Below are 18,610 nucleotides of genomic sequence, written 5' to 3'. Positions count from 1 at the left end.
TTAAACAGTTTCAGATGTGTTGCCGAGGGCATCCGGCGATTCCGGGTTCAGCTCAGCAGGGTTATCTCGACCGGGGTACCAGGGCACACGCCCTTCAAGTACGCCGGTTTTTTCAATAATTTCGGCCACCGCATGTTCCTGGCGGTAAGCCATGATGTGGGCACCGCTGACGCCGGGAATTTCACGAATTTCCTGCAGCAGATCCATGCACAGCTGCTTGCCTTCTTCCTTCTGGTTATCCGCCCCTTCCAGACGTTTGATAACCGAATCCGGAATGTGCACGCCAGGCACGTTGGTACGAATCCATTTAGCGCCACGCGCCGAGGCGAGCGGCCCAATCCCCGGTAGAATGAAGATTCGGTCAGGCCCTTCCAGCAGCCCAAGGTCATTAACCTTGGACATGTATTCGCGCAGCAAGGGCACATCAAAACAATACTGGGTCTGGATAAACTGGGCACCGGCGGCAGCTTTTTTGGCCGTACGATGCGGGCGCCAGTCACGCGGCGGCACAAAAGGATTCGCCGCGCCACCCAGAAACAACCGAGGCGGACTGGTTAACTTTCGCCCACTCTGAAAGCGGCTTTCATCGCGCATGGTGCGCGCCAGCTCCAATAGCGACATGGAGTCCAGATCAAACACCGGCTTGGCCTGGGGGTGATCACCCGCCTGCACACCATCGCCCGTCAGGCACAACAGGTTGCAAGCGCCCATGGCAGCAGCGCCCAGAATTTCCCCCTGAATGGCGATCCGGTTACGGTCGCGGCAGGAAATCTGCAGAATGGTGGAATAGCCCACCCGCGTCAGCAGCGAACACACGCCGACACTCGACATGTGGCAATTGGCACCTGAGCCGTCCGTGGCATTGATGGCATCGACATAGCCATCAAAAATCGCCGCGCGCTGCAACACTTCGGCAGGATCAGCGGAGTCAGGCGGGTCAATTTCACTGGTGACCGCAAATTTGCCCGCGCGTAACACGCGTTCAAAGCGGCCAGGTGAAGAGTGACCGGGAAGAATTGGCAGTGAGTATCCCGGAACGGGCTCATCTTCAAATTTCATTGGCTGCTTCCTTTATCCGCTGCACGATTCTCTGAAGCGCTAGCGGGATCATGAATTTCTACAGCCTGTCTGACTTCACGCAGCCAGGATGACGTGCCTTTTGTGCGGTAATCCACCGGCAGCTGAACGGCATGAATTTTGTCGCTTCCCTTCATCTGCTGGCTGCCTTCCCAGGCATCCACCCAGACACAGCGCATATCCGGTTCAACTTCACAGTTACCATTCGCCCGCACGCCGCCACAGGGGCCATTACGCAGATTCTTCGGGCAGTTCATCGGGCAAGACATGCCGGTTGATGACAACGCGCATTTACCGCACATCTGGCAATCAAACAGAAAGCCTTTGACGTTTTTTTCGACGAACCTGACCGGCGCCTCCACACGGCTATAACCAATGCGACTCCACACCGGGTGCAGCTTGATAATAAGAGGCTCGAAGGTACGATAAACCGCCTCAAAAAAACGGGAGTGGCGCACCACCCAGCGTCTTACCTTATACATGGCATTTCCCCTGACGGCGCCACCGTGAAACGACGCCCAAAACACGTAAATCATTTATCCTGACAGCATTTCACACAGCATCAGGGGTGTCAGCCAATCCTTTCTGGCGAATCAGCAGCTTCAGGTCTTCATCGCTATAGGCTGCTTCAATACGCTGCGCTTCTGCTTCAGCTTCTTCCTGCAGGTCATTACCACAGGGCGATGGCGGGCTACGCTTCCAGTCTTCCATGTAAGCATCGGAACCGCCTTTGCCAGCACGCATCGCTGAGCGGTCAATGGCATGTTGAAAACGTTCCGACAGCATGGCTTTCGCCGTCTTGCGGCCCTGTTTGACGATGACCTGGGCCGGAATATCCCGCCAACTGACGAGTATCATTGAGGCCATTCAACCTCCTCTGCTGCCGGATAAGGCAGCTACTGGGGATTCAACAAAACGCACCAGGTTGGTGTGCAAGCCGCCATAGCCGGTATGGCGACGCTCAAAGGCCAACCCCAGCCGCTGGGCGGCGCGCTCGGCGAGGCGCTGCAACTCCGGGTCCTCGCGCTGTGAAAGATACAGCACCCGCTGATACTGGCCGAAATATAGCTGGGCCAGTTCCGGGTGACGCTCGATACCTAACTCATGCAACACCAGGCGATCAAAATGCCGGGCCAGAAAATCGGTCAGGTAAAACGTGCCGGGGGCCTGCTCGGAAAGCTCGGCGATAACCGCCTCACCAGCAAAGACATCGTAGCAATGCGCGCCGGGCAGCCGCTGGGCGCCGAACTCTTCAAGCACCTGATCCAGCCGCCCACCGGTACCACAATCAGCGTAAGCCACAAACACCGGCTCGCCAGCATCAAACTGAAGCAGCTTTTCCCTGACCGCTTCGGGAATACGCTGCGGCTCATTGTGCAGGTGCGCTGGCAGACACTCCAGGCGAACACCCTGCCAGCCATTGGCAGCAATCAGAGCATTGATCTCACGGGCCAGTGCACCGCAGGCGAGGATGACCATCGACATTGTCGTCTGCGAATCAGGCAGCACGGCGACGGGCGATAAGATCCTTGGCCATATCCACCGCCACCCCCGCGTCACGGCAGTAAGCATCCGCACCAACGGCCTGGCCAAATTCTTCGTTCAGAGGCGCGCCGCCGACCATGACGATATAATCATCCCGCAGACCCTTCTCGACCATCGTATCGATAACCACCTTCATATAAGGCATGGTCGTGGTGAGCAGTGCCGACATACCCAGAATGTCCGGCTTATGCTCTTCCAGAGCAGCCAGATAGTCCTCTACCGGGATATTGATACCGATATCAATCACCTCGAAACCGGCACCTTCCATCATCATAGACACCAGATTCTTACCGATGTCATGAATATCCCCCTTAACCGTACCAATCACAATCTTGCCGACCGTTTCCGAGTCAGAGGCTGCCAATAGCGGCCGCAGAACTTCCATACCGCCTTTCATGGCATTGGCCGCCATTAACACTTCGGGTACGAAAAGGATGCCGTCGCGGAAATCCACGCCGACAATCGCCATTCCGCCTACCAGGGCTTCATCAAGAACCCGGCTGGCACTCCAGTCACGCGCCAGCAGAATCTCGGTGCCTTCGATCACTTCCTCTCGCAAACCGTTGTAAAGGTCGTCATGCATCTGCTCGACAAGCTCATCGTCTGGCAGCTCGTTGAGATCAAAATCTTCGTCGTCATATGTATCGGTCACGGTGCCTACCCCTTACGTTCATGGCCCTGCTGTTCAGCGCTACGAAGGCGATAGCAGGATTGCGCTTGCAGAGTAGGCCCAGCCCAGCGCTACCACTTCTGCTTGAACGACCTTTGGATGCCGAGAAGCGTCATCCAAAGAAAAAAACGACCTGCTGGCGTCTCATCTCCAACTTACTGATTTCTCAATTATTAAATTAATTTTTAAATTACCGCTGACAGTCGCTGGAAAGACGTTGAGCGTCGCCTGCGGGAATGCGCAACCGGGCAGGCAGAGTAGATTCAGCCCACTACAAACAACAACGCTACAACATAATAAGGAGCACGCCATGTCCGCTATGACCGCCATGACTCAGGGCAAAAATATCTATGTACTCAAGGCAAGCTGCCGTGGCGCGATTGGTACTGTTTCGCGTGTAAGCACCTTCCTTGCCCAGAACCACTGCTATATTTCCGAGCTGTCGCAATTTGATGAAAGCGATACGGGTAGCTTTTTTATGCGCTGCCTGTTTAACACGACGCCTGGCGTCACCCCTTCGCTGGAAGCATTGCGTGAGCAATTCGGCAATGGCGTAGCCAAGCGCGACCAGATGGAATGGGAGATTCACGACACCACAACGCCTCCCAAGGTGCTGATCATGGTCTCCAAGTTCGACCACTGCCTGGATGATCTGCTGTATCGCCAGCGCACGGGCGAAATCACTATGGAGATCCCGGCGATTGTCTCCAACCACCCCGATCTCAAACGCCTCGCCGAGTGGTACGACATACCTTTCTATCACCTGCCGGTAACACCCGAGACCAAAGAGGCTCAGGAACAGCGGTTACTGGAAATCATTGATGAAACGGGGGCGGAGCTCGTCGTGCTGGCGCGTTATATGCAGATTCTATCGCAGGAACTCTGTGAGCAGCTGTCCGGACGTGCCATCAATATTCACCACTCTTTCCTGCCGGGTTTCAAAGGGGCCAAGCCTTATCACCAGGCCTTTGATCGCGGAGTCAAACTGATTGGTGCCACCGCCCACTATGTAACGTCCGATCTGGACGAAGGCCCGATCATCGAGCAGGTCGTCGAACGCGTTGACCACACCTACAGCCCCGTTCAGCTTGCTGCTGTAGGGCGCGATGCCGAGAACATGGCACTTTCCCGTGCCATCCGCTTTCACCTGGAACATCGCGTATTCCCCAATGGCAGCAAGACCGTCATCTTTCGGTAAGCCGTCGTGAGAATAAACGTTGTCAAGAAACACCTTGATGGTCCTGGTAGCGCAACGGGCTTGCGCCTGTCACGCGCTACCAGACACCGCCATCATCTGAAAACGACACCAGCACTGATCCCTTCAACGCATCAGTGCTACTGAAAGAACACGGAGTTGACCCATGACCGCTACCACCTCTCGCCGCCGCTCTTCTCGCTCCAGCGCCTCTCGTCGCGGCACTCAGGCCGCTCAGCCCATTCAACCCTACATCACGCGTCAGATTCCTTATTTCGAGGTGTTGGGTGACGAAGGTTTGTCGGTCATCGAAAATAATGCCGAAATCATCCTTGAAGAGGTTGGCATCGATTTTCGCGACGATGAAGAAGCCCTGCAGATCTGGCGCGAAGCCGGTGCAGACGTTCAGGGCGAACGGGTACGCATCCCACGTGGCCTGTGCCGCAAGCTGATTCAGGAAAACGCGCCGAGCCAATTTACCCAGCATGCGCGCAACCCGGAACGCAACGTGGAAATTGGTGGCCCCAACACTGTCTTCGTGCCCGCCTACGGCAGCCCCTTTGTTTTTGATCTGGATAAAGGTCGCCGCTACGGAACGCTGGAAGACTTCCAGAACTTCATCAAGCTGGCCTATATGTCGCCGAGTATCCATCACTCCGGCGGCACCATCTGTGAACCCGTGGATCTGCCGGTCAACAAGCGTCACCTGGATATGATCTATAGCCACATGAAGCTTTCAGACAAGCCTTTCATGGGCTCCGTGACGCACCCTGACCGTGCCCAGGACACCGTGGAGATGGCTAAAATCCTGTTTGGTGAACGCTGGATCGACCCGGACACCGGCAAGCCGCGCACCTGCGTGGTCAGCCTGATCAACGCCAACTCGCCGATGACCTTCGACGACACCATGCTGGGCGCGGCCAAGGTATATGCGCGTGCCAATCAGGCCTGCATCATCACGCCCTTCATTCTGGCGGGTGCCATGTCGCCGGTCACCGTGGCCGGTACCGCCGCCCAGACGCTGGCCGAAGCCATGGCAGGCATGGCCTTTGTTCAGCTGGTCAGCCCCGGTGCGCCGGTCATCATGGGCAGCTTTGCCAGCTCCATGTCAATGCAGTCAGGCGCACCGACCTTCGGCACACCGGAACCGGCCCTGGTGCTTTACGTGATGGCCAACCTGGCTCGCCGCCTGGGCGTGCCCTTCCGCTCAGGTGGATCACTCACTGCCTCCAAACTACCGGATGCCCAGGCCGCCAGCGAAAGCGCCAACACCCTGCTGCCCACCACCCTGGCAGGCGTCAACTTTGCCCTGCACTCAGCCGGTTGGATGGAAGGCGGTCTAGCCATGGGATATGAAAAATTCGTCCTCGATGCCGACCAGACCGGCATGATGCACACCATGCTCAAAGGCGTCGATCTTTCCGAAAACGGCCAGGCAATGGACGCCATTCGTGAAGTTGGGCCGGGCAAGCACTTCCTTGGCTGCAACCACACCCAGAACAACTTCAAGACCGCGTTTTACCTGTCACCCATTACCGATAACAACAGCTTCGAACAGTGGGACCTGGACGGCCGCCTGGACATGGGCCAGCGCGCCAACGCCCGCTGGAAGAAACTGCTTGCCGAGTACCAGGCACCCGAGCTGGACCCGGCCACCGACGAAGCCCTGCAAGCCTACGTCGCCGAACGCAAAGCCGCCTTCCCGGATTCCAATATCTAAGCTGGCAACCAGAAACGACAAAACCGGCTCAAGTGGCCGGTTTTTTTGTAGGCAGCTAAGAGGCTTATTTAAATATTTACTGCCCGCGCAAGACACTAAAAGCTTCGTAAAGTCGTGGTGATAGAGGCTGTACCAACTGCCAGGTGATGCTCATGGGCTTTTCACCTCGATGACCGATGTAGGTCACCGGGCCGCAGGCTCTGAAGGCGTGAGCCTTGGTTTCCTGCACAAATAGCTGGAAGGTCCAAGGTTTTTCCGAGCCTTCGCCATGCTGGATATAACGCTGGCCAGCCGGTGTACTGGCGCTTGCCGAGTTCTGGCTCTGCCAATGAAAACGCTCCGCACTGATGGCGTAATCATCGTAAGCGACGCCTTCATGCCGTGCGGATGACTTATCAAGAGTGACAAACATCAGCTCGGTGCATTGATCATGCAACCTAACCACACCTTCACGTGAGCTCTTGCGCTTTTCTGACGTGTGATAACCCACTGCCGTTAATATCTCTCGCCGGCTGTAGCGGCTATGCAGTTTCAAGGGCGTATGCTCAAGCCCTTGCAACGGCGGATAATGTGTATGAGCACTTAGGTTCAGGCATTCCACTAGTTCTTTGAGTTCTTGGGCGGCTTCAGGCGCATCGGCCAAGCGTTGCAAGAAAGCTTCCACTGCACCCGTTTGATTGTCATGGCTATCGATTTGATAGGCCAGCATCTGGAGTCTCAGGCGCTCTCGTTCAGTGCTGATTTGATATTGAGCCGGGCTTTCTGCCACTCTTTCGAGCAGATTTAACTGCTCAACATCATCGATGTGCAGCAAACTGCTAAACCGCTGACTAAAATACGATGCCTCTTCAGCCACAGGGTTGGTAAACAGGCCTACTGCCTGCTTTAGGTTCACCCAACCACGATTATTCTTATTGCCAGACCCATAGATGTCGTCAAGTTCAAGCCGCTGATCATGAGTAAATCGAGCCAACGTGAGCGCATCACGGCCATGTAAAGCAACATAGCTGCGCAGTTCAGTTTTTAGCCGCCGCCAGTTCTGGTTAACCGCGTCTTGTAACTGCTTGAGAATTTGTTCACGGGCCTGCTTTTGCAGTTGAATGTGGCAACCGGACGGTAACTTGCCAAACCCTTTTTCTGCACCTTCGAGTATCTCTCGGCGAGATAGCCCCGTGATTGCTTGATACAAAGTATCAAACTGAAACCCTTTAGATTGACCGATAAAATCCAGAACAAGGCAGCTATCTTTATCTTCATGAAGACGCAAGCCACGACCTATCTGTTGCTGAAAAACAGTCGCACTTTGGGTGGGTCTAAGCAGTAAAAGCGTATCCACAAAGGGTAAATCAACTCCTTCGTTATACAGATCTACCGTCACAATCACGTTAATTTTCCGTGTTTCCAACCAGTATCGAGCATCCCGGCGTGTTTCCTGATCGGTTTCACCGGTTACCAACATGGCCTTGATACCTGCCTTGTTAAAATAGTCGGCCATGAAACGTGCGTGATTAACCGATACGCAAAAGGCAAGCGCCCGACAAGTACCGATATCATCGACCAGTTGATCCCAGTTGCTGACCACCGCTCTAGCACGTACATCATTGCCCGTTAACAGCTTATCCAGCTGCTGCTTTTCCAATGCCGGTTTTGACCACTCTATACCGCGGTAATCCTGCTCATCATCACAGGCGTAATACTCAAACGGAGCAAGCAGTTGCATATCCAGCGCATGCCATAAGCGCAGCTGTACGGCAGGCGTACCGTCCGGGCGATTATGAAAATGGCGCAAGATATCTTTGCCATCATGGCGTTCGGGCGTGGCTGTCAAGCCAAGCAGGATATGCGGCTGAATTGCCGACACAAAGCGCTCAAACTGGCTGGCCTCGATGTGATGACATTCATCTACGACCACGACGCGCCAATAGTCGTGTCCAAGGCGATTTAGCAATTCTTGGCTGTGTAGGCTTTGCACAGTGGCAAACAGATGCTCATAGTCACTGGCCTCGTGATGTCCCGAAAGTAATTCGCCAAAGTTCGGTGAGCGCAACACTTGCCGATAGGTGGCACGCGCCTGCTGAAGGATTTCAATGCGGTGCGCCACAAACAAAAGTCTGGGATGTCCTCCTTCCCGACGCGCGATAGCACGATAATCAAATGCCGCCATCACAGTTTTACCGGTGCCGGTAGCCGCCACCAATAGGTTGCGATGACGATGGTGTTCTCGCTCTATCGACAGCTGATCGAGAATATCTTCCTGGAACGCTTTAGGCTGCAGCTCAAAAAAAGTAGGGTTGGCAATGATATTGCCCTGCCCTGATTCGCGCTTGAGTGCCTGACGCAACACCGCCTGATGCTCACTGTTAGCGGGGTCGTAAGGCTGAAATTCATTATCTTCCCAGAGTGATTCAAAATGTGCCTTAGCACGGTTGAAGAGCTGACGCTGCCCCGTTTCCGTAAACTTGACTGTCCACTCCAGTCCGCCCATTAAAGCAGCCCCAGAGAGATTAGCGCTACCTACGTAAGCAGAACCAAAACCCGTGTCGCGGCTAAACAACCACGCTTTGGCATGCAAACGGGTTCGTCGGCCATCAAGTGACACCCTGACTTCACAATTTGGCAACTCCGCCAGTAAATTCAGCGCTTTCTGTTCGGTAGCACCGACATAGGTCGTCGTTAAAACACGCAGCTTGGCTTGGCTATTACCACGTGCATCCTGAGCCGTAATTCTGCGCAAAATATCGATGATCTTGCGAACACCAGACACAGTAATGAAACTAACTAATATATCGACTTGATTGCAGTTAGAAAGCTCAGCAGACAGCTCATGAAGTAGCGCCGGGGAGTCCTTTCCTGCGGTAAACAACCAAGGTTGGGAAAGACCAATACTGGGAAGCTCTGGCTGGCGATGATGCTCAGCAAGCGCAAGTAAACGGCTGGGGCGGTCCGGCAAAAAGTCTGTTTGTGAGTCTTGGGATGACTCTGACTGATGACGCCTGGCCGTGACCAATAATTCGTTAAATAACGCTACTTGGCGCTGTAGCTTACTACCATCGGCCTGCTGAGGCAGCTGGGAAAGAATTTGAGATAGCCTATCAGTGATTTCATCGGCAAGGCGCCAGTGGCTATTATCTGACTGTAGGAATTCGGTATGAGATTGAAGCTCAGAGCGCTCTAACTGATGTTTTATATCTTCAGTAATCAGCAGGTCATAAAGGCCTTTCGTCAATGAGGGGTCGGCCATAGGGAATCCATTCAATATCCGGGATGAGTCAGGACGCTACCAGGTCTTAGGCTGATACTCCATCACTCACCCGGATTTCTGCCTATTCAGATTAATTTGGCTTCGCGACCTCAGCTATTGCAGCGTTAGTCTTTGCCAGTTTTAGCGTCCTCCACCACCGGCAGCAGGTTTGTCTCAATGGCCTCAAGCACTTCTGGCAGCATGACACCCTTATAGCGCAAAAGGTCTGCGACGGCTTCCGGCAGCGCCGCCAGGCCGCCTGCCTTGTAGCGGCAGGCGGCCATTTCGGCAAGGTCGGCGGGGCTGGCATCCACCGGGGGCACCAGCCCAATGTCGACCAGACGCTGGCGAAAGTCCACTTCATCCACCAGGTCAGCGTACATCATCAGGAAATCTCCAATGCCTTGGCGGCTTCCAGACGGCAGGCGGCGTATTTGAACTCCGGGATCTTGCCATAAGGGTCCAGCGCCGGGTTGGTTAGCAGGTTGGCAGCGGCTTCGGCATAGGCGAACGGCACAAACACCATGCCGTCCGGCATGCCAGGGTCAACGCGGGCGGCCAGGGTGATGCTGCCCCGCCGGGTGGTAATCGTCAGGGCATCGCCCGGGGCGAGCCCTAACCGCTGCATCTCGCTGATTGAAAGGCTGGCCACGGCGCTGGGTTCCAGGTCATCCAGCACCTTGGCGCGGCGGGTCATCGAACCGGTGTGCCAGTGCTCCAGCTGGCGGCCGGTGGTCAGCACCGTGGGGTAGTCGTGATCCACCGGCTCATCCGGCGGGATGGGCCGCGTGGGGGCGAACTTCGCCTTGCCGCCCTCGCGGGGGAAGGCATCGCCAAACACTACATCCTGGCCGGGGGCGTCGTCGCTGGGGCACGGATAGGTGACGGATTGCTCGCTCTCCAGGCGTTCCCAGCTGATATGGTCCAGCGAGGCCATGCCCTGCTTCATTTCCGCAAACACTTCACTCGGGTGGGCGTAATTCCAGCCCAGGCCAAAGCGCTGGGCGAGCTGCTGAATGATCCACCAGTCGGCACGCGCCTGCCCCGGCAGGGGCAAGGCGGCACGCCCGAGCTGTACCTGACGGTTAGTGTTGGTCACGCTGCCGTCTTTTTCTGGCCAGGCGGACGCCGGCAGAATCACATCGGCATACTGGGCGGTTTCGGTGACGAACAGGTCCTGCACCACTAAATGCTCAAGCTTGGCCAGGGCGGCACGGGCATGGCTCAGGTCCGGGTCGGACATGGCGGGGTTTTCCCCCAGAATGTACATGCCGCGAATCTGGCCGTCGTGAATGGCTTCCATGATTTCGACCACGGTAAGCCCCGGCTGGGCGTCCAGCGGCGTATTCCAGAGTTCTTCAAAGGCCGAACGCAACTGGTCGTCGCCCACCGGCTGGTAGTCGGGCATTACCATCGGGATCATGCCCGCATCCGAGGCGCCCTGAACGTTGTTCTGGCCGCGCAGCGGGTGCAGGCCGGTGCCGGGGCGGCCGGTGTGGCCACAGGCCAGGGCCAGCGAGATCAGGCAGCGGGCGTTGTCGGTGCCGTGGGTGTGCTGGGAAATACCCATGCCCCAGAAGATCATGGCGCTGTCGGCATTGGCATACAGGCGTGCCACCTCACGGATCGTCTCGGCCTCTACACCGCACTGGGCGCTCATGGCTTCAGGGGTCATGTCGACCACATGGGCCTTGAGCGCGTCAAAGCCTTCGGTGTGCTCGGCAATGTAGCGCTCATCAAAGAGACCTTCGGTAACGATAACGTTGAGTAGCGCATTCAGCAGCGCCACATCCGCCCCGGGTGTAAAACGCACGCTGAGGTGGGCATAGGCATCCAGCGCCTGACCACGCGGGTCAAGGATAATAAATCTGGTGCCGCGTTTGGCGGCCTGTTTGAAGAAGGTCGCGGCGACCGGGTGATTCACCGCCGGGTTGCAGCCGGTCAGGATCACTACATCCGCATTGGCGGCCTGCATGAACGACGCCGTCACCGCGCCGGAGCCGAGGCATTCCATCAGCGCGGCGACTGAGCTTGCGTGACACAGACGGGTGCAGTGGTCGACGTTATTGGTGCCGAAACCGGTGCGCACCAGCTTCTGGAACAACCAGGCTTCTTCGTTGGAGCATTTGGCGCTGCCAAAGCCTGCCAGGGCACTCGGGCCATGCTGGGCTTTGAGTGTCATCAGGCCGTTGGCGGCCATGTCCAGCGCTTCGTCCCAACTGGCTTCGCGAAAGTGAGTCAGCGGCTCGGCGGGGTCAAAGGTCGGGTCGAGCCCTTTGGGCACGCCGTCCCGGCGAATCAGCGGCGTGGTCAGGCGTGACGGGTGGCTGGGGTAGTCAAAGCCGAAGCGCCCTTTCACACACAGCCGGTTGTGGTTGGACGGCCCGTTGCGGCCTTCCACGTAGACGATCTCGTCGTCTTTAAGGTGGTAGGTGAGCTGGCAGCCGACGCCGCAGTAGGGGCAGACGGAGTCCACCTGCCGGTCAGTCGCGGCGCTATCCCCCACGCCGTGTTCGTCGACCAGCGTTGAAGGCATCAAAGCGCCGGTGGGGCAGGCCTGAACGCATTCGCCGCAGGCCACACAGGTGCTGTCACCCATGGGGTCGTCAAAGTCGAAGACGATTTTCGAGGCGCTGCCACGATGGGCCAGGCCGATGACGTCATTGACCTGGACTTCGCGGCAGGCGCGCACGCACAGATTACATTCGATGCAGGCATCCAGGTTGACCGCCATGGCGGTGTGCGAGCGGTCCTGGACGATGGCGTTTTCACGCTCGGCGACATGATGCACCGTGGGCTGGGTTCGCTCGCCGCGCCTGGGTAGGCGCTCACTCACCGCACCCACATCGATAGCCAGCTGGTCGGCCATGGCCCAGAAGTGGCTGGAGGCATCCGGGCTCTGTTCGCGAGGCGGTTGGTCCACGGCGAGCATTTCCAGCACGCCCTCACGGGCCACCCGGGCACGCTCTGACGTCAGGCTATGGATCACCATGCCGGGTTTGGCTTCACGCAGGCAGCTGGCGGCTAGGGCGCGTTCGCCTTCTACCTCAACCATGCAGGCACGGCAGTTGCCATCAGCACGGTAGCCGTCAGCATCCTTGAAACACAGGTGTGGGATGGTCTCACCGGCGCGCTTGGCGACCTGCCACAACGACTCACCGGGGTAGGCGCTGACGTCGGTGCCATCCAGCGTCAGAGTGAAGGCATCCTGATTGACGATTGCTTGATTCATGTCTGGCTCCTCACCCTTTGATGATCACATTCTGTGCGGCCAGTTCGGCGCGGAAATCACGCAAAAGGCCAAGTACCGGATTGGGCGCGGCTTGCCCCAGCCCGCAGATGGACGCATCCATCATGACCTGTGACAGCCGCTCAAGGGTGGCCACCTCCCAGGCATCGCGCTCCAGCAGGGTCAGCATTTTTTCGGTGCCCACACGGCAGGGCGTACACTGCCCGCAGGATTCATCAGCGAAAAAGGCCATCAGGTTGGTCGCCACATCGCGCAGATTGTCCTGATCCGAGAGCACGACCACGGCGGCCGAGCCAATAAAACAGCCATGCGCATCCAGGGTATCGAAATCCAACGGAATATCAGCTTTGCTGGCGGGCAGAATGCCGCCTGAGGCGCCACCCGGTAAATAACCTGCCAGCTGATGGCCGTCCTGCATGCCACCGGCATATTCGTCAATCAGCTCGTTCAAGGTGATACCCGCCGGAGCCAGGTGCACGCCGGGGTTCTTCACGCGGCCTGAGACCGAAAAGCTGCGCAAACCGCTACGCCCGTTGCGGCCGTGCCCTGAAAACCAGTCAGCGCCCTGGGCATAAATGGCCGGAATCCAGTAGACGGTTTCGACGTTATTGACCAGGGTCGGGCGGTCAAACAAGCCGCGTTGCGCCACATAGGGCGGGCGATGGCGCGGTTTGCCGGGCTTGCCTTCCAGCGATTCAATCATCGCCGACTCTTCCCCGCAGATATAGGCACCGGCCCCACGGCGCAGGACGATATAGCCCAGCGCCACCAGCCCGGCGCTTTCCAGCTCAGCAATCGCCTGATGCAGCACCTGGTGAAGGCCCGGATATTCATCGCGCAGGTAGATATACAAGGCGTCGGCGTCCACCGCCCAGGCGCTGACCAAAGCGCCTTCCAGAAACTGATGGGGTGAGCGTTCCATGTAGTGGCGGTCCTTGAAGGTGCCCGGCTCGCCTTCATCGGCGTTGATGGCGCAGTAGCGCGGCCCGGCTTCCGCACGCACGAAAAACCACTTCTTGAACGTCGGGAAGCCCGCGCCACCCAGCCCGCGCAGGTTCGCACTTTGCAGCGTTTCCATCAGCGCCTCGACGCTGACTTCGCCCGCCCGGCACGCGCTGAGCAGCCCGTACCCGCCGGTTGAGCGGTAATCTTCCAGGCGCGGCCAGTTGATCGGTTCAGGATGGGTGTCATTCGCAGCAATCGCCGCCTGTACGCCCTCAACGCTGGCATGCCCCAGGTGGCGGTGCCCCACTTCCACGACCGGTGCGCTATCGCAACGACCCATGCAGGGGGCGCGCAGGACGCGTACGTCAGCGGGATCGGCGCCTGCCGCCAGTTCGCGCTGCAGGGCATCTGCGCCTGCCAGCTGGCAGGAAAGCGAATCACACACCCGCAGCGTCAGCGCGGGGGGCGGCGACTGATCGTCGTGGATGACATCAAAATGGGCATAGAAGGTGGCGGTTTCGTAAACTTCCGCCATCGGCAGGTTCATGTAAGCGGCCAGCGCCCGTAGGTGTGTCAGCGGCAGATGGCCGAGAGCATCCTGAATCACATGCAGATGCTCGATCAGCAGATCGCGCTGACGCCGCTGCGGCTGTTCGCGTTCATCGCCGAGTAGTTGACGCAGGGCATCCAGGGCGTCGGGGGCCAACGAGCGGCCACGTGTCTTACCACGGGCACGGCGGGGGGTTACGGTCTGAGTAGTCATTTTGCACTCATTGCTTTGCTTTTGATGACATGCTTTTGAAGACATGTTTTTAATAACAGGGTGTCATTCAGGTGCTCGGGCCACAATCGATTAACGCTTCTTGAGCGTAGCCTCAGCGCTGATGGTTCACAATGTCCTTGAATCCTGGAGGTCGGCCAGGCGCTTAACGCAGCACGCCCTCCTCGTTCAACAGTTTGAGAATTGCGTCAGCGCCCTGCTCGGCACTAACGCCTTCAAGTATCTGGCCACTGCCGCCTTCGGCCTTGGCGGCGGCCGCTTTGAAACGATCGCGGGCCGAGGCTGACTTGACGATTTTAAGCCGTTTGGGCCGTTTACGCGCGGGTGAAAGCGACCACTGCGTCAATTCCTCGTCCATATGGGAGGCAAACGTCAGTGATTCAAACCTGGCACGACGGGCAGGCCCGAAGGCACTCTGGCGCGGCGCAGGTGCGGCGCCATCCACGCTCATGATGGCAGGCAAACGCACTTGCAGGCGTTTACGCTGACCGCGTGGCAGCGCCTGCAGCACGGTCACTACGCCATTTTCAATGTGTTCGATTTCCGCCAGATTATTGATGATTGGCCAGCCCAACCGCTCGGCCAGGGCATAGGGTAATAATCCGGAGCCTTCGCCTCGCTCAGCGCGGCAGCCGGTCAACACCAGCTGCGGGCGCTGTTCAGTGAGATACTCGCAGAGCGCCGGTATCGCATCAGCCCCGTCTTCCTGCTCCAGCAACGTCATACAGGGCAGGCCAGCCATACCGGGATAGCTTCTCAGGGCAGCCTCGCTGTCTGGGTAACAGCTTCCGGCGTGAACCAGCTCCAGCCGGGTGTTGGCGTGCCGCGATTCAACCCCCAGCGCCAGCTCCACGCCACGGGCATCATGGTCGGCGCGACGTGGGCGTCCGGTGAGTGGATGACGCCCAAGGGAGACCAGCACAGCAACGTTGAGAAGTTGATCAGGCTGCATGGCGCTCTCCTTGCTGTTGCTGGATTCTGGCCACCAGGGCGGCGAGGATTTCCGTGCTGTCACCGATAACGGCCAGATCAGCCCGTTTGATCATGTCACAGCTGGCATCCATATTGATCGCGATGACTTTTTCACATGGCTGAATCCCCTGCAGATGCTGGATAGCCCCGGAAATACCCACGGCCACATAGACTCGCGCTGTGACCCAGGTACCACTTGCGCCCACCTGGCGATCTCGCGCCATATAGCCATCATCCACGGCCACCCGTGAAGCCCCTTCGGTGGCTCCCAGTACGTTGGCTGCCTGATGGAAGCCGTCCCAGTCCTTGACGCCGTTACCCGCCGAAAGAATGAACTCCGCTTCCGACAGCGCAATACTCGCCGGGTCAACGGCCACCTGGCCTTGATCATTGATGCGGGTGGTAAAGGCCGCCGGGGCACTTTCCAGCGCCACCGGCTGGGCCGCATGGCGGGTTGCGTCCACGGGTTCGGCGCATTCCGCCAATGCCAGCACAACGCGCGGCAGCGGACGCTGGATATCCAGGCTGTCGGCAGCCCCTCGCGCGGTACAGCGCCAACCTAGCGCAGCTGACTCATCGGCATCAATGCGCCAGACGCCGGTCGCGGGCCTTTCCTGCAGGCGCATGGCCAACCGACGGCCCAGGTCACCACCGCCCAGCGCGGAATCCGGCAACAGCCAGTGGCGAGGTTGAAGCTGATTTTCAATACTTTCCAGCGCCGTCAACCGGTTATCCGGTGCAAACTGGCCTGCGGCGTCTTCGGGCAGATGCATCACACGGTCAATGCCAGCCTCGCCTAACTGCGGCTCTTTATGCTCAGGCCCTATAACGGCCAGCACCGCGCCGCTAGCGTTATCCGCATCCGCCAACTGACGTGCCAGCCCAAGCAGGTCCTTGTCGTGGGCTGACAAACGCCCACCGCTCATGTCCGGCACCACTACTACGTAAAAAGCCGGATTCTCGATGCTAACGGTCTGGCGGGTATCACGTGCCGCTGCGGCCGTACCGGGGTCGCCAGCGGCGGCCTGTTGGGCACCGCTACGGTCGACTCGTTTGATGCCGTTAGGGCCAATAAAACCGACCACGTGAGGGTTTTTGCGAATCACGCCATTAGGGCCCTGCCATTCACTGGCCGCCCCTTGCCCCATAGCTGCCAACACGCTGGCATGCTCCGGGTGCAGGCGGTTACGGGCAATCCATTCGATTCTTGGGTTACGCCGTTTGATATCGCTCATGACATTACCTCCTCGGCCTTGACCTGCCTGGACACGGCAGGCGGTTCGACCAGCGCATTGGCCACCAGTTCGGCGATATCCCGTACCTCCGCCGTGGCATCTACCACGCCTTCCAGCATGGCGGTACACTGCGGGCACCCCACGGCAACCAGCTCAGCGCCGGTTTCGCCTACATCCTGCATGCGCATATCGGGAATCCGCTGCTTACCGGGAATGTCGGTAATCGGCGCCCCGCCACCGCCACCACAGCAGCGCGAACGGTAGCCGGAACGCTGCATTTCCTTGACCTCGATACCCATCGCTTTCAGCACATCCCTGGGCGCGTCGTATTCACCGTTATAGCGCCCCAGATAACAGGGGTCATGATAGGTAACGGCCCCGCCTTTCCATGCAGTAAAAGCCAGCCGCCCTTCGCGGTAAAGCTCGGCAATAAAGGTGGTGTGATGATTAACATGGTAATGGCCACCCAGCTCGCCATACTCGTTTTTCAGCACATGGAAGCTGTGCGGGTCGCAGGTGACGATTTTCACGAATTGGTACTGGTTGAGGGTCGCGATATTGCGTTTGGCCAGCGTCTGAAACGTCGCTTCATCCCCCAGACGGCGCGCCACATCTCCACTGTCGCGCTCTTCATTACCCAGCACGGCGAAGTCCACACCGGCCGCGCGCAGGACTTTGACGAAGGCCCGTAACGTACGCTGATTGCGCATATCGAAAACGCCATCGCCCAGCCACAGCAGTACATCTACCTGGCCCAGGTCGGCAATATTGGGCAAGTTCAGGTCCGCCGCCCAGTGCAGGCGCGATGCCGGGTCAAAGCCACCGGGGTTATCCGTGGCAATCAGGTTATCCAGCACTTCAGCGCCCTTGTTGGGCGTCTGGCCGCGCTCCAGGGTCAGGTGGCGGCGCATATCCACAATGGCGTCGACATGCTCGATCATCATCGGGCATTCTTCCACACAGGCGCGGCATGTCGTGCACGACCATAGCGTGTCAGCATCCAGCAGCGCCTTGCCTTCACGCGCCACGATGGGCCCGTGGGGGTCACCCTGATGTTCACCGACCGGTTTGTCCGGATAGGGGCTACCGGTGTAGGCCGCATCTGAGCCGCCCGCCATGCCGACGACCATGTCCTGAATGAGTTTCTTAGGATTGAGGGGCTGGCCCGCCGCAAACGCCGGGCAAACCGCTTCACAACGCCCGCATTGCACGCAGGCGTCAAACCCGAGCAGCTGGTTCCAGGTGAAATCTGTCGGCTTTTCAACCCCCAGCGGGGCGTCTTCATCGTTTAGGTTCAGCGCTTTCAGCCCGGTGGAACGACCACCGCCCGATGACGTGGAAAAACGTTCAGGGCGGCGATGAAAGGCCAGGTGCAGGGCACCGGCAAAGGCGTGTTTCATCGGCCCGCCCCAGGTCATGCCGAAAAACATTTCGCCCAGCCCCCAGGCCACCATCGCCAGCAGCACCAAAGCCGCCAGCCAGAACCCTAGCTCCGCCGGTGCTGGCACCAATCCCACCACTGGCAAGGTGACGAAAAAAACGCCCGCAGAAAACGCCATCAAACTTTTCGGCAGACGCATCCATGGGCCTTTGGAAAGACGGGCGGGCGGGTTGCGCCGACGTTTTGCCACCAACACACTGCCCGCAAACATGACCGCACTGGCGACCAGCAACAGCCAGCCCAGCACGCCCTGCGCCAGGCCCAGCCCATGCACCACCAGCGTCAGCAGTGCGGCAACGACAAAGCCCCCGGCCGTAGCAACGTGCGTGTGGGAGATATAACGGTCACGCTCGACGACGTGATGAAGATCCACCAGATAGCGGCGTGGCATCGCCAGCAATCCTTTCATCAGGCTGACCGGGGCGGCTCGCCCCTGTCGCCACAGGCCGATACGCCGCCAGGCGCCTACCAGGGCCAGCGCCAGCGCCGTAAAGATCAGAACAGGCAGGAGGTTTTCAAGCATGGCACTCACCTCGGT

At 58.4% G+C, this 18,610-nt stretch carries 14 protein-coding genes; 2 read left to right on the top strand and 12 right to left on the bottom strand.

What is annotated here, in order from left to right; genetic code table 11:
• The 5 genes from ACU6TU_RS00995 to ACU6TU_RS00975 form a co-directional block, all read right to left on the bottom strand.
• A complete protein-coding gene (locus ACU6TU_RS00995; protein ID WP_447142750.1) occupies positions 1–1,059 on the bottom strand; it encodes a methylenetetrahydrofolate reductase in 1,059 nt (352 codons plus the stop codon).
• Entirely contained in the window at positions 1,056–1,559 is a 504-nt protein-coding gene (locus ACU6TU_RS00990) for a methylenetetrahydrofolate reductase C-terminal domain-containing protein (RefSeq protein WP_447142749.1), read from the bottom strand. The genes ACU6TU_RS00995 and ACU6TU_RS00990 overlap by 4 nt, the downstream gene beginning before the upstream one ends.
• A gap of 70 nt (positions 1,560–1,629) precedes the next feature.
• The gene (locus ACU6TU_RS00985; protein WP_447142748.1) at positions 1,630–1,944 is read right to left on the bottom strand and encodes a virulence factor; all 315 of its coding nucleotides are present in this window, start codon (positions 1,942–1,944) and stop codon (positions 1,630–1,632) included.
• The gene (locus ACU6TU_RS00980) at positions 1,945–2,562 is read right to left on the bottom strand and encodes a DUF1638 domain-containing protein (protein ID WP_447142747.1); all 618 of its coding nucleotides are present in this window, start codon (positions 2,560–2,562) and stop codon (positions 1,945–1,947) included.
• A 13-nt stretch (positions 2,563–2,575) separates the two neighbouring features.
• A complete protein-coding gene (locus ACU6TU_RS00975) occupies positions 2,576–3,274 on the bottom strand; it encodes a corrinoid protein (protein ID WP_447142746.1) in 699 nt (232 codons plus the stop codon).
• A 328-nt stretch (positions 3,275–3,602) separates the two neighbouring features.
• On the opposite strand from ACU6TU_RS00975, the gene purU reads away from it, so the two are divergent.
• Together purU and ACU6TU_RS00965 are read left to right on the top strand one after the other, a co-directional pair.
• Positions 3,603–4,490 (top strand): formyltetrahydrofolate deformylase, encoded by an 888-nt coding sequence (purU, locus tag ACU6TU_RS00970; RefSeq protein ID WP_447142745.1) that lies wholly within the window; start codon positions 3,603–3,605, stop codon positions 4,488–4,490.
• Between the two features lie 163 nt (positions 4,491–4,653).
• Positions 4,654–6,207 (top strand): trimethylamine methyltransferase family protein, encoded by a 1,554-nt coding sequence (locus ACU6TU_RS00965; protein WP_447142744.1) that lies wholly within the window; start codon positions 4,654–4,656, stop codon positions 6,205–6,207.
• 76 nt (positions 6,208–6,283) lie between these two features.
• Here ACU6TU_RS00965 and ACU6TU_RS00960 read toward each other — a convergent pair whose 3' ends face one another.
• From ACU6TU_RS00960 to ACU6TU_RS00930, 7 genes are all read right to left on the bottom strand, one after another.
• Entirely contained in the window at positions 6,284–9,448 is a 3,165-nt protein-coding gene (locus ACU6TU_RS00960) for a DUF3427 domain-containing protein (protein ID WP_447142743.1), read from the bottom strand.
• Positions 9,449–9,573: 125 nt separating this feature from the next.
• Positions 9,574–9,834, bottom strand: a complete 261-nt coding sequence (locus tag ACU6TU_RS00955) for a hypothetical protein (protein ID WP_447142742.1) — start codon at positions 9,832–9,834, stop codon at positions 9,574–9,576.
• The gene (fdhF, locus tag ACU6TU_RS00950; protein ID WP_447142741.1) at positions 9,834–12,680 is read right to left on the bottom strand and encodes a formate dehydrogenase subunit alpha; all 2,847 of its coding nucleotides are present in this window, start codon (positions 12,678–12,680) and stop codon (positions 9,834–9,836) included. The genes ACU6TU_RS00955 and fdhF overlap by 1 nt, the downstream gene beginning before the upstream one ends.
• Positions 12,681–12,690: 10 nt before the next feature.
• Complete coding sequence (locus ACU6TU_RS00945; RefSeq protein WP_447142740.1) at positions 12,691–14,406, bottom strand: NADH-ubiquinone oxidoreductase-F iron-sulfur binding region domain-containing protein; 1,716 nt, start codon at positions 14,404–14,406, stop codon at positions 12,691–12,693.
• Between the two features lie 163 nt (positions 14,407–14,569).
• On the bottom strand, positions 14,570–15,376 hold the full coding sequence (etfB, locus tag ACU6TU_RS00940; RefSeq protein WP_447142739.1) for an electron transfer flavoprotein subunit beta: 807 nt from the start codon (positions 15,374–15,376) through the stop codon (positions 14,570–14,572).
• A complete protein-coding gene (etfA, locus tag ACU6TU_RS00935; RefSeq protein ID WP_447142738.1) occupies positions 15,366–16,631 on the bottom strand; it encodes an electron transfer flavoprotein subunit alpha in 1,266 nt (421 codons plus the stop codon). Before etfA ends, etfB begins: the two co-directional genes overlap by 11 nt.
• Complete coding sequence (locus ACU6TU_RS00930) at positions 16,628–18,595, bottom strand: (Fe-S)-binding protein (RefSeq protein ID WP_447142737.1); 1,968 nt, start codon at positions 18,593–18,595, stop codon at positions 16,628–16,630. Before ACU6TU_RS00930 ends, etfA begins: the two co-directional genes overlap by 4 nt.
• Positions 18,596–18,610 lie beyond the last annotated feature (15 nt).

The organism is Halomonas sp. LS-001, from assembly GCF_052983955.1.
This window is presented reverse-complemented; position numbering and strand designations above follow the sequence as displayed.